Source organism: Halomonas sp. KM072, assembly GCF_050710315.1.
Classification (GTDB): Bacteria; Pseudomonadota; Gammaproteobacteria; order Pseudomonadales; family Halomonadaceae; genus Vreelandella; species Vreelandella hamiltonii.
Map to the genome: position 1 here is coordinate 3,129,222 of NZ_CP136132.1, position 11,971 is coordinate 3,141,192.

7 protein-coding genes and 4 pseudogenes are annotated in these 11,971 nt (G+C 55.2%); 5 read left to right on the forward strand and 6 right to left on the reverse strand.

Annotated elements, in window-relative coordinates; translation table 11 throughout:
- Positions 1–7: 7 nt before the first annotated feature.
- Together RVM26_RS14780 and RVM26_RS14785 are read right to left on the reverse strand one after the other, a co-directional pair.
- Entirely contained in the window at positions 8–1,255 is a 1,248-nt protein-coding gene (locus tag RVM26_RS14780) for an ammonium transporter (protein ID WP_498939446.1), read from the reverse strand.
- A 61-nt stretch (positions 1,256–1,316) separates the two neighbouring features.
- Complete coding sequence (locus RVM26_RS14785; RefSeq protein ID WP_007112359.1) at positions 1,317–1,655, reverse strand: P-II family nitrogen regulator; 339 nt, start codon at positions 1,653–1,655, stop codon at positions 1,317–1,319.
- A 350-nt stretch (positions 1,656–2,005) separates the two neighbouring features.
- Here RVM26_RS14785 and RVM26_RS14790 point away from each other — a divergent pair, with 350 nt between their 5' ends.
- The 3 genes and pseudogenes from RVM26_RS14790 to RVM26_RS14800 form a co-directional block, all read left to right on the forward strand.
- Positions 2,006–2,347 (forward strand): accessory factor UbiK family protein, encoded by a 342-nt coding sequence (locus RVM26_RS14790; RefSeq protein ID WP_039178731.1) that lies wholly within the window; start codon positions 2,006–2,008, stop codon positions 2,345–2,347.
- Positions 2,348–2,587: 240 nt separating this feature from the next.
- Positions 2,588–3,457, forward strand: coding sequence for an ABC transporter substrate-binding protein (locus RVM26_RS14795; RefSeq protein WP_039178734.1), 870 nt, complete (start codon positions 2,588–2,590; stop codon positions 3,455–3,457).
- Positions 3,458–3,572: 115 nt separating this feature from the next.
- Positions 3,573–4,346 (forward strand): annotated as a pseudogene (locus RVM26_RS14800) (YifB family Mg chelatase-like AAA ATPase); the annotation flags it as partial.
- A 95-nt stretch (positions 4,347–4,441) separates the two neighbouring features.
- On the opposite strand, the pseudogene RVM26_RS14805 reads toward RVM26_RS14800, so the two are convergent.
- From RVM26_RS14805 to RVM26_RS14815, 3 genes and pseudogenes are all read right to left on the reverse strand, one after another.
- Positions 4,442–5,465 (reverse strand): annotated as a pseudogene (locus RVM26_RS14805) (IS3 family transposase); the annotation flags it as partial.
- 138 nt (positions 5,466–5,603) lie between these two features.
- Positions 5,604–6,860 (reverse strand): efflux RND transporter periplasmic adaptor subunit, encoded by a 1,257-nt coding sequence (locus RVM26_RS14810; protein ID WP_498939448.1) that lies wholly within the window; start codon positions 6,858–6,860, stop codon positions 5,604–5,606.
- Positions 6,853–8,445, reverse strand: a complete 1,593-nt coding sequence (locus RVM26_RS14815; protein ID WP_498939450.1) for a TolC family protein — start codon at positions 8,443–8,445, stop codon at positions 6,853–6,855. Before RVM26_RS14815 ends, RVM26_RS14810 begins: the two co-directional genes overlap by 8 nt.
- On the opposite strand from RVM26_RS14815, the pseudogene RVM26_RS14820 reads away from it, so the two are divergent.
- Positions 8,432–9,355, forward strand: a pseudogene (locus RVM26_RS14820) (IS1380 family transposase); the annotation flags it as partial. The gene RVM26_RS14815 and the pseudogene RVM26_RS14820 sit on opposite strands and share 14 nt — an antisense overlap.
- Before the next feature lie 28 nt (positions 9,356–9,383).
- Here RVM26_RS14820 and RVM26_RS14825 read toward each other — a convergent pair.
- Positions 9,384–10,939, reverse strand: a protein-coding gene (locus RVM26_RS14825; protein ID WP_498939451.1) for an IS3 family transposase whose coding sequence is annotated in 2 segments (ribosomal slippage) — positions 9,384–10,477 and positions 10,477–10,939 — 1,557 coding nt in all. Because the reading frame shifts where the segments join, the coding sequence is not laid out codon by codon here.
- Positions 10,940–11,004: 65 nt separating this feature from the next.
- Between RVM26_RS14825 and RVM26_RS14830 the strand changes: the two are divergent.
- Positions 11,005–11,469 (forward strand): annotated as a pseudogene (locus RVM26_RS14830) (transposase); the annotation flags it as partial.
- Between the last annotated feature and the right edge of the window lie 502 nt (positions 11,470–11,971).

Here is an 11,971-nt window from a genome sequence, read left to right on the forward strand (position 1 = left end):
ACAGAGCTTATTTCTTGACGCCAAACTCGGGATAGGCTTCCAAACCGCACTCAGCGATATCGACGCCTTCATACTCTTCTTCTTCGCTAACGCGGATACCCATGACCGCTTTCAGCACCAGCCATACCACTAAGCTTGCGATGAAGACCCAGCCAAAGATGCCGACGATACCGATCAGCTGTGCACCGAAGGACGCATCGCCATTGTTCAGCGGCACGGCCAGCACACCCCAGATACCCACGACACCGTGAACCGAGATAGCACCCACAGGGTCATCCAGCTTCAGCTTGTCCAGCGTGATGATGGCAGCGACCACGATCAGGCCACCGATGGCACCAATCAAGGCGGCGCCCAGCGCAGAAGGTGACAGCGGGTCTGCGGTAATGGCGACCAGGCCTGCCAGCGCACCGTTCAGCGCCATGGTCAGGTCCGCCTTGCGGAACCACAGTTTGGCCAGCACCAGGGCTGCAATCACGCCACCCGCCGCCGCCGCATTGGTATTCACGAACACTTGAGCAACGTTGTTGGCCGACACGGCATCCGACAGTTTCAGCTCGGAACCACCGTTGAAACCGAACCAGCCCATCCACAGGATGAAGGTACCCAGCGTGGCCAGTGGCATGTTGGCGCCCGGAATCGCGTGGATAGAACCGTCCTTGCCATACTTGCCCTTACGGGGGCCCAGTACCAGCACACCCGCCAACGCTGCTGCTGCACCGGCCATGTGGACGATACCCGAGCCCGCATAGTCAGAGTAGCCAACACCATCCAGCCAGCCACCGCCCCAGGTCCAGTAGCCAGACACCGGGTAGATGAAGGCGGTCATGACCACCGCGAAGGCCAGGAAGGCCCACAGCTTCATACGCTCGGCCACGGCACCCGACACGATCGACATCGCCGTTGCGACGAACACGACCTGGAAGAAGAAGTCCGAACGCATGGAGTAGTAAGGCGCATCTTCACCACCGGCCAGCACCGCATCGACGCTGTTCTCGGTACCGATCAGGAACCCAAGGCTAGGCAGGAAACCGCCTTCGCCGCTGGAGTACATGATGTAGTAGCCCACCAGCAGGTACATGGTGCAGGCAATGGCAAACAGCGCAATGTTCTTGGTCAGAATTTCAGCGGTGTTCTTGGAACGTACCATCCCGGCCTCGAGCATCGAGAAGCCGGCGGCCATCCACATGACCAGTACGCCGCAAATCAGGAAGTAAAACGTATCGAGCGCATAGCTCAATTCTGTAAGCTCGTTCATCAGGTGTTCCCCGTGATCCAAGAGAAGTTATACGTAGTGGGTCGTCGTTGTGTGGGCAGGCCTATACCGCGTCGGCGCCACGCTCTCCGGTACGAATACGAATGACATCTTCCAGCGGCGTCACGAACACTTTGCCGTCACCGATCTTGCCGCTGTTGGCAGCGCTGCAGATGGCATCCAGCACGCTCTCCAGACGCGCATCGTCCACGGCCACTTCCACTTTCACCTTGGGCAGAAAGTCCACTACGTACTCGGCACCGCGATACAGCTCGGTGTGGCCTTTCTGGCGACCAAATCCCTTGACCTCAGTAACCGTAATCCCCTGCACGCCGTTGTCGGCGAGTGCTTCACGAACGTCGTCAAGCTTGAAAGGCTTGATGATAGCGGTGATGAGTTTCATCCCGGATCTCCCCTGCTGGTTCAGTCCCACTCGGTGGAGAGCGGCGTGGCCGCCCGAATTTAGTGCTTGCCCTGCTAATGCTCATACCGTGCCACTGGATTTTTTATCATTGAAATTCATACCCTTAAGGTTTCAAAAGTGCGCTTTACAGCCACTGGCAAGGCGACTACGCATCCATTCACACCCACCCATGCACTAAAAACGATCACCAATAAAAGCGGCACGCTCTTTTTTGATGCATGCGCACACTGCAGGAGAAAACGCACGCGGGGCATGCGGTTTGGCAAAGGGTTGCGTATCCTTACAGGTAAGCAATCCACATTTATGCGCCACCGTTTGAGGAGAGAGCCATGACGCCCCAGGATCGCATCAGCCGTTTAGCCCAGCAGATAGGCGACCGTTTACAGAATGCTTCCCAGGCCCCGGAAGACATTCAGAAAGGCGTGCAGCAAGTGGTACGAGGCGCCTTCGACCGCCTGGAGCTGGTATCACGAGAAGACTTTGATATCTTGATGGATGTGCTTCAGCGCACGCGCGCGCGTGTCGAAGCGCTGGAGCGTCAGGTGGCCAGCCTGGAAGCCACGGTGGAAGCGGCCAGCGCCGCGCAGTCCACCCCCATGGAAGCCGAAGTACCGCCAGCCCCCGTAGAGCCTGCCGAGCAAGGCAAGCCCACCCCCGGCAACCCAAGCTGAGGCAACGCTGGGTGGCCTTGGATAGGCACCCAGCGCGCTTATCCGCCTGACCCCTTACGGCTCACTTTGTGACGCATCAAACGAGCGAAAGCATGGCGAAAGCCACCTCATGCACCATGTTGGAGCAGTTACGCCCCTGGGGGGTCTCGCGCTGACGACTTGTGCGACCTCCGCTGTTTCCATTTGCAATTGATAAACAGAATCGTTTAAATAAAGCGCTTATTGTCAGGTGCCCACTTCATGCGCTGCATCCCCCGACTCCCGACCCTGGCCCGCAGCTGCTTGCTCGCGGCAGCCTTGCTGTTCAGCACTGCCAGCCACGCCCAGTGGGCCACCATCGACTGGACCATCGCCGAAACGCTGCTGGCGATTGGCGCTCCGGTCAGCGGTATCGCGCAACAGCCGGGATATCACGATTGGGTAGGCGAGCCGCGTATCCCGGAGCACGTCAGCGACCTTGGCCTACGCACCCAGCCCAACTTCGAGCTGCTGGCCCAATCGCCCCCTGAGCAAACCCTGCTCTCGCCCATGTTTACCGGGCTGATTCCTCGGTTGGAGCGCATCGCGCCGGTGGGCACTTTCGCCCTTTACTCGCCAGGCACCGATACGTGGCAGGAAATGCAGACACTCACCCGCCAGTTGGGCGAGTTGACCGGACGCAACGCAGAAGCCGACGCGCTGATCGAGAACACCCAGCAGCTGATGCGCGAGCTGCGCTACCCGCCCGGCAACGCATCTCCATTGCTGATGGTGCAGTTCATGGATGCTCGGCATGTGCGGGTATTTGGCGAGAACAGCCTCTACAACGCCGTATTGGAACAGCTGGCGCTGCCCAACGCCTGGGATGAGCCCACCAACGCCTGGGGCTTCGCCTTGGTCGGTATCGAAGCGCTGGCACGCTACCCCGACGCCACCCTGGTCATCGTTGACCCGCTCCCCGCAGGGGTGGAAGCGCAGTTGGAAAAGAGCGGCCTGTGGCAGCAATTGCCGAGCGTTCAACATGGCCATCTGCTGCGCCTGCCGCCAGTCTGGAGCTTTGGCGCCCTGCCCTCCGCCCAGCGCTTTGCCCGCGAACTGACCAGCGCATTGAACGCCCAGGGGGCACATTAACGCTTTACTCGCTGGCCGCTCAGTAGCGCTCAACGCTTGAAATAAAGTAGGCTTAGCCAACGAGCAGGCTCATTAAACTGAGTGAGCCGATTGAGAGACGTTGCGAGGGAGCGCCATGACATTAGCGATTGTGGCCACGCGGGCGGGCGTGGGGTTGGAAGCACCTGCGGTGCATGTCGAGGTACACCTGGCAAATGGCTTGCCGGGCCTGACACTGGTGGGCCTGCCGGAAACCGCCGTAAAGGAGAGCCGCGAACGGGTGCGCAGCGCCTTGATCAACGCGGGCTTCGATTTCCCCAACACCAAGCGCATTACCCTCAACCTCGCCCCGGCGGACCTGCCCAAAGAGGGTGGCCGTTTCGATTTGCCGATTGCGCTGGGTATTCTCGCGGCGTCGGGCCAAATCCCGGTGGATGCGCTGGAAGGCATGGAGTGCGCAGGCGAGCTGGCCCTGGATGGCAAGCTGCGGGCGGTACCCGGCGTGCTGCCCTTTGCCCTGGCCACTCGCCGTACCAACAAGGCGTTGATCGTGCCCCGCGCCTGCGCCGATGAAGCTGCCCTGGCGGGCGATCTACCGGTGCTGCCCGCCGACTCTCTCTGGCAAGTCGTCGCCCACCTGCTAGGCCAGGAAAAGATCCCACCCCACCAGCTCTCGGCATCGGCCAAATCGACCACACCCATGGCCGACCTGGCCGATGTGCGCGGCCAGCACCAGGCCCGCCGGGCGCTGGAAGTGGCCGCTGCCGGGGGCCACAACCTGCTGTTTGCAGGCCCGCCCGGCACCGGCAAGACCATGCTGGCCAGCCGCTTGCCCGGCATTCTGCCGCCGCTTTCCGAGGACGACGCCCTGGAGGTGGCGGCGGTGCGCTCGGTATGCGGCTTGGCGCTGGTTGGCGGCGGCTGTCATTTTCAGTAAATGTTGCGACATTTTAGTAATAGCTGCGATAATGCCCCATTTTCAGAGGTCTGCAAAAGTAGACTTCTGGCCATCATGGCCAACTTCTGTTGAAGAGTGTTTCCTCCGATTCCCATATTGGGTCGTTCATGATTGTAGTGCCAGAGCCAGCGGGTAGCATAATCCTGGATTTCTTCGATGCTGTCGAACAGATAATGTGAAGATCATCGTAACGCACCGTGCGGTTGTAGCATTCGATATAGGCGTTCTGCTAGGGTTTGCCGAGCTGGATACACGCCAGCACAATGTCTTGGTTTTTCGCCCAGTTCGCCAGCTTGCCGCTGATATATTCAAGGCCGTTGTCACATCGAATAGAGCGCGGTTTGCCCGCCACTCAATAATCTGCTCCAATGATCGGATAACACGCTCTGCCGGAAATGCGAAGTCCACTTCGATACCAATGCCTTCGCGGTTAAAGTCATCTATCACATTCAGCAGCCAGTAACTGCGACCATCGTTGAGCTGGTCGTGCATGAAGTCCATCGACCAACTGTCATTGATCATTTCCGGCACGGCCAATGGCTCCGGCTTTTCACGAACCAGGCGTTTCTTGGGCTTTATACGCAGGTTCAGTTCCAGCTCCAGATAAATTCGGTAAACCCGTTTATGATTCCAGCCACAACCTTTGACGTTTCTCAGGTGCAAAGCACAGACCGAAGCCCCAATTGCGCTGATTATGGGTCAACAGGATTAGTCAGTCGGCGATCTCGGCCTTCTCGATGCTGAGCTTGGCCCGATAGCGATAGCAGGTCTCGCTGATGCTGAACATTCAGCAACATTGACGGCTTTTTGCGCCATCTCACGGCATCGAGACGGCTACACCTCTTTTTCGATGGCTTCCTTTAGGATGCCCGCTTTCAATCGTTACTCAGCGTACATCTTCTTGATCCGCCGGTTCTCATTCTCTAGCACTTTCAGCCGGTCCATCATGGACGCATCCATGCCACCGAATTTAGCTAGCCACCGGGAGAAAGTCTCCCTGCTCATGCCATGCTAAAGACACACTTATGGAACCGGTGCGCCGCCTCCGGCTTGTTTGAGAGTTGACAGCATTTGGCTATCGGAAAACGTGGTTTTTTCATGCAGAATCTCCTTGCGCTTAGCTTACAGAAACTTTACTTTTGGGCACTCTGGTTTTTCGGGGGGGTACCATTGAACTACACCTGGAGCGCCTATAACTAAAGATAACTATCACAGTCTAACAAAGCCTGGCGGTAGTCCGAATACCTCAATGCCTGTTGGTGTAATTTGGCCGATACTAATATTGATGCGTCGAGGCTTCTCCTGTATTGAGGCTCGATGCATCACATAGGTGGAGTTCTCATCATTAAGGATTGCCTCAGGAGGTACCACCATTGCATTCTCATTACTGTAGGTAGTGATGTGTAAATGGGCACTCATGCCAAGACGTATATACCGCTGCTCCTCAGGTGAGAGGGGAGGCATGATCACCGTAAGAGGATAACTGGCACCACTAATATTGTTTCGTGACTCCATGCTATGTGCGCCAATAGAAGCTAGAGTCCCTACTAACTCAATTTCCGCAAAGGCATCTCCTGTAACAGTAACTGTCTGGCCAGTATCAAGCATATTGATATCCACTTCTTCCACCTTTGCATCAACATGTATTCGATCAGTGCTGGCCAGGGTAAACAGCGGCTGTCCCTCGGCGACACGAGCACCATTCTGTACTGGTTCGCTCTCAATCTCACCACTGATGCTGACCGGAGGCATAATTATCCCGGAGAAGGGCGCCTTCAGAATTCGTCCTTCGCGTTGTAATAACAATTCTTCATATCGAGCCGTAGCATTTTCAAGTTCTATCTCAGCGATTTGTCTGTGATCCCAACTTCCTTGATCAAGAGTAGAGACCAGCTCTGCTTCGGCAGCTTCAAGATCAAACCGCTGCATAGTGACTTGCTGCTGAATAGCCTCTAACTCCATTCTGGGTACAATGCCTTTCTCATGGAGCGTACGGATCTCAATTAATCGTCGCTCAGTATCATTAAGATTAAGGCGTGCTGTAGATAACATTCGCCGAGCCCGCGCCACTTCATGCCCACTATCCCAGGACTGCAATTTGCTAAATGCGTTCTGCGCTTTTAAACGCTGGGCTAGCGCCTCTCTCAATTGAATATCTATATGAGATGTGGTAAGACGCAACAAAGGATCACCTTCTTCTACTTTACTTCCCTCTGATACCAAAAATTCATCAACATTGCCTTCGAAGGGCGAATTCACTAGGCGAAGTTCAGCAGGAGCAATGCGACCTACTATTCCGACTTGCTGTACGAGCGATTGCGGTTCAATCAATATCCAAGAGCTTTCCTCGTCTAGCACGGGCTGAATATTTTGCTGAGATAAAAACCATATTGTTCCGAATGAAACAATCATTATGGCTGGCAATAACCATAACCACAGTTTTTTATTAAAAATACGGTTACTCATCGTTGAGGACAATATTCCAGCTCTCCAAAGTCATACCCAACCGTAGATCAAGCTGTGCTTGGGAGTTGAGATAAGAAATAATTGAATTTAGCCTGGCGTACTCAGCATTGCGTAGGTCCGCTTCTTGATTCAATATCTGAAAATTACTGGAGCGACCTACCGAGAGCTTATCACGCTCGACATCTAGGGCTCGTTGAGAAATTTCAATAGAGCGCTGAGCGAGCTGATACTGACGCCATTGAGCTTCCATGCTACGCACAGCATTCTCAATATCTCTGACTAAATTTTGTTCAGTTTCTACTAGACCTAAAGCTTGCTCATAGACGTTAACTCGTGCTTGAACTTCATCACGTCGCTGCCCTGAATTACTGATAGGAATATTCACCTGCACACCAGCATATACATCCCAGCTTCTACTATTAATATACTCGTTATTGCCAAATCGGTTTTGTAACTGGCTGGTACCGCCCACCAGTGAAACATCCCATAGGCGCTGGTTATAAGCTACATTTCTTAGAATGTTCGCTTGTTCTTGTGCGATGAGTTGAGTTAAATATTCGGGCTGATTAGACAAAGCGATTTGCTTCGCTTTTTCAACATCAAGTCTGACTGGTCGCGCTTCTAATGGATCAATTGCCCGCAAAGTAATATCAAGATCAAGAGCTAAGAGGTGCAATAACTCTAGCCGTTGTGCTTCACGCTGATTATATACTTCTTCTATATCTAGCTCTCGTCTAGCTATATCCGCCTGAGTTTGCAAAATATCGAATTCTGCCATTCGTCCAGCCGATATAAGCGACTCATTTACCTCTGCTAGTTGAAGTGATCGCGTAAGCCCCTCTTCTGCAATTCTCACCTGCTCTTGAGTCCTAAGTAACTCCCTGTATGACAGTACAATTCTGGTCACCACCTGAGCGACCGTTGATTGAAGCTCTAATTGGTTTACTTTCTCTCTGAGTCTTGCTAATCGAAGAGGTGCCGTCGCCGCCTCCTGTCCAGCATCGCGCAATAGCGGCTGTACCACGGTCAAGCTAACGCCACTATTATGTCGACTGCCTATCTCACCAGTATGATTAAGTCCTTCTGTCCAAGAAAGGCTGAAGTTGGTCCCAAGGGCGCCTTCCAGGGTTAAAGTAGGGGAAATTTCACCAATTTGTTCGTGACCATCATCTCGCTGAGTGGCGAGATAACGGCCCTGTACACTTAATTGTGGTTCAAACTGACCCTCGGATACTTTCAGGTCATAACGCTGAGAAAGCCGCTGCCAGTAGGCCCTACGGATTGTACGATTACGCTGCAATCCCACGGCTACTGCTTCGGCCAACGTCATTTCTATAACTTCTCCTGCGGATGGTTCGTCTACCTGTATTTGAGGAATCATTATCGGTTCTGAAGGTTGAAGAATCTCTGCCGTCCAAGGCCAAGCTGGTGTACTAAACAACACCAGCATAGCTATAACTGTTAATCCCGGCTTATTCATGAGGCAGGCCTGAAAACGAAGATAGCGGATGGTATTCTCTATAAAAATCAGTGCATTTCGCCAAGAATCTGATTCAAGAGGACCATCCGCTATGGGTGAAAGCATATCTCCCTGGATTCCGACCTGCAACGGATCTATACGCGTTGAGCTCGACGGCCAACGCACCACCAGCGACAGCGGCGCTTTGCTGCTGCGTGAAGCCCTCGACAACAGCGGCCTGATCGACGCGCTGGAGGATAACTTGGTCGATAGACGCAACCCACTACGTATCCGTCACTCCCTGGCCAGTCAGCTGCGAACGCTGGTGCTGCAGCGCGCGATGGGCTGGATCGACCTCAGCGATACCGACACGCTGCGCCGTGACCCGCTCTGGCAACTGGCCTGCAGCGATGCGCGCGGCATGACGCCATTGGCTCAAGATCGGCCCTCTCAAGCCACATTATCGCGGCTGCTGGCATGTCTCGGGCGTAGCGACAACATCGATGCCGTACACGAAGGCCTGCTGCGACTGGTAGTCTGGCGTCTGACCTCGCTGGAAAAGGGCAAACGCCCTCATCAGCTGACACTGGACATCGATGGTCTGCCGATTGAGGCTCACGGTCACCAGGGCGGCTCGGCCTATCATGGCCTTTACGGGGCCCGCATCTACTCGCCGCTGGTCGCATCGTTGGCGGAGACCGGCGACATGGTGGGCGGCTTGCTGCGGGAGGGCAATGCCGGCCCAGCCGAGGATGCCGACACCTGGATCCCGCATCTAGTACGGCGACTCAACGAGAGCACCGGTGCCCAGGTGCGAGTGCGCATCGACGCTGGCTTCACTGACAATGCGACATTGGAGGCCTTGGAAGAGCGCGACATCGAGTACCTGGGTCGGCTGCGTAGCCATACAGGTCTGCAGAAGCTGGCAGCGCCCTATCTCAAGCGACCGAGTGGCCGACCACCTGAGCAGCCTCGTGAATGGTGCCACGATCTGGAGTATCAAGCGGGCTCCTGGTCGGCACCGCGTCGCGGTGTTTTTCAAGATAGTTGTCACTGTTTTCATGCTATGCTGCTTGCTGCATAGTCGGCTCTTTTTCCGGGTTCAGTGTCGTCGGCCCAACAGGCTCACAGTTTCTCACGGAGCGTTGACCCCAGCGTGATGGTGCGCTTTGCCTGGCTTTCTCCAGTACCCGTCTGCGCTGCTCCAGCAGCACAGCGTCTTCGCCATTGTGGCGTTGCTCCGGTGTCACGAAGCGCAGTTTGCTGTGACGGTGCTCAGTGTTATACCAGCGAACGAACCGGTCTACCCATAGCCGGGCTTCATCCAGCGATTTAAACCCACGGGAAGGCCAATGGGGGCGGTACTTCAGCACCCGGAACAACGACTCAGCGAAGGCGTTGTCGTTGCTCACACGTGGGCGACTGTATGAGGGCAGCACGCCCAACTCTTCCAGTTTCGCTTTCATGGTTTGCGCTTTCATTGGCGCACCGTTGTCCGAGTGCAGTACCAGCGGCTTGTGCAGGCACTGTTCTCGCAGCTGGCTACGTTGCAGAAGCTGGGCGGCATACTCGCCACTCTCGGCTTCATGAACCTCATAACCGACGATCTTGCGGCTGTAGAGATCTTCAAACATGTACAGGTAGTAGAACTGCCCGCGGACAACACTCGGGCAGTAGGTAATATCCCAGCACCAGACCTCGCAGGGGCCGCTAGCTTTGTGAGTTGTTGGCGCTGGGCTGCGTTTAGGTGCCAGTGACCGTCCGCGATGATGCAGTTGGCCTACCGCCTTGAGTACGCGGTAGAAGGTCGACTCCGACGCGACATACACACCCTTATCCAACAGGTCAGGTACGATCTGGCTTGGTGGCAGCTGGCTGTAGGCCGGACTATTGCACAGCTCGATAATCTGCTCCTGCTCCGCTATCGTCAGCTTGTTGGCTGGAGCCGTTCTAACGGCGGTGGGGCGCTTGTCGGTTTGCACAGCACCGTTGCGATACCAGCGACGGTAGGTGCGCAAACAGATACCGGCTTCAGCACAGGCCTTGACCAGACGGGCACCGTCACGGTTCGCTTGCTGGATCAGACTAACGATGATCTGGCGCTCCGGGTTTGAGGTCATTCGTCCTCGTTGCTGTCCTGATCCCAGAGCGCATTGAGCTTTTTTCTCAGCACCAATAAGGCAGCGGCTTCAGCCAGAGCTTTCTCCTTGTGCCGTAGCTCCCGGCGTAACTGCTTGATTTCCTGCTTGTCGCTACGGGCTTGCTGGCGGATGGCCTTTTCCTGTTCGGCACTGCGCTGGAAGCCCTGCAAGGACTCCGCTTTCCACTGCTTTACCTGGTCAGGGTACAGGCCCTTCTCCCGGCAATACTGGCTGAGCTCCGCCTCAGAAAAGGCTGCGGTTTCGATGACGGTTGCGAGCTTGGCTTCAGCTGACCATTGTTCTGATGTGGCTTTGCGACCGGGCACGGGACGTCCTTCTGATTTGGCTTTGTTGCGCCAAGTATAAAGGGTCGGCTCGGAGATGCCTTCCTGCCGGGCCAGCTCAGCCACAGTCATATTGTAGGGAGGCAAGAGCTTGCTCAGTACAGCTTCTTTGCGTTCTTCGGAATAACGGGCCACGATACTTTCCTTGCCGCCTATCTGGTTGAAATCAGAGGGTGACAACTATCCTGCCAGAGGGGGGTCGCGTGGTGCTGGTGGTGCAGGAACGCCCCGATGACCTGCTGCTGCATGCCTTCTTCCTGGTCACCAACCTCGGCAAGTTCGACTGGCCGCCGGAGAAGGTTCTGGCGCTCTACCGTAAGCGCGGCAGTGCCGAGGCGCACATGGGCGAGGTGAAATCAGCACTCGACGTGCATCTCTCCTCGACCGACCGCGGCGCTTCCACCGTTCAAGAGGTGATGGCCCGCAACGAAGTGAGCCTGCTACTGAGTCTCTACGCCTACCAGGTCTTGCATGGACTGCGCTGCCTCCTGGAGCGGCAAACCCACCAGGGCTGGAGCCTGAGCCGGATGCGCGAGCAAGTCCTCAAGATCGCGTCCACTATCTCGCTACACGCCCGGCGCATCACTGTTCACCTTGGCGATGCCGCTGACAAATGGTGGCCCACCTTGCTTAAGGGGCTACCGAAGCTGACCGCACTGAGCTGATACACGGTTGATATCACAACCGATCCAAGCGCAAGGCGGCCATCACGATGGCTGGCGATCACGGCTGCCCTGATGGCCGGAATCGATTACTGAAGGTTATATAGCAACAAAGAAACCGTACTGTTTGGGTATATATCGGCAGGTATTCACACCGCAAATACGGCTGCTGGGAGTCGGTGCCAGCAACCTGGGGCTTCGCGATGCTCAATCAGCATACTCATGAATAAGCCGGGATTAATGGAGTCTCGTCACACATCGTGCTTTCCAGCATTACACTTAAAGCACACGAATATTTTTACACTTTGGTTAGACAGAAAACTAAAGTGAGTATATTTTCTCAAACGATGCGCCCTTAGCTTTTTAGAGAATAAGTATTTTATTTTAATCCGCGATGGGAACGACGATATTTTCATAGATTTATGGCAGTCATTTACTTATAGCAAAAAACCATATTGTCACCACATCCCATATAATACTAGGGTTTTGAAACCCTAGGCTTTTC

Coding starts and splice junctions, on each gene's coding strand:
- RVM26_RS14780 (WP_498939446.1), bottom strand. CDS start 1,255: ATGAACGAGCTTACAGAATTGAGCTATGCGCTCGATACGTTTTACTTC.
- RVM26_RS14785 (WP_007112359.1), bottom strand. CDS start 1,655: ATGAAACTCATCACCGCTATCATCAAGCCTTTCAAGCTTGACGACGTT.
- RVM26_RS14790 (WP_039178731.1), top strand. CDS start 2,006: ATGACGCCCCAGGATCGCATCAGCCGTTTAGCCCAGCAGATAGGCGAC.
- RVM26_RS14795 (WP_039178734.1), top strand. CDS start 2,588: ATGCGCTGCATCCCCCGACTCCCGACCCTGGCCCGCAGCTGCTTGCTC.
- RVM26_RS14810 (WP_498939448.1), bottom strand. CDS start 6,860: ATGAGTAACCGTATTTTTAATAAAAAACTGTGGTTATGGTTATTGCCA.
- RVM26_RS14815 (WP_498939450.1), bottom strand. CDS start 8,445: ATGCTTTCACCCATAGCGGATGGTCCTCTTGAATCAGATTCTTGGCGA.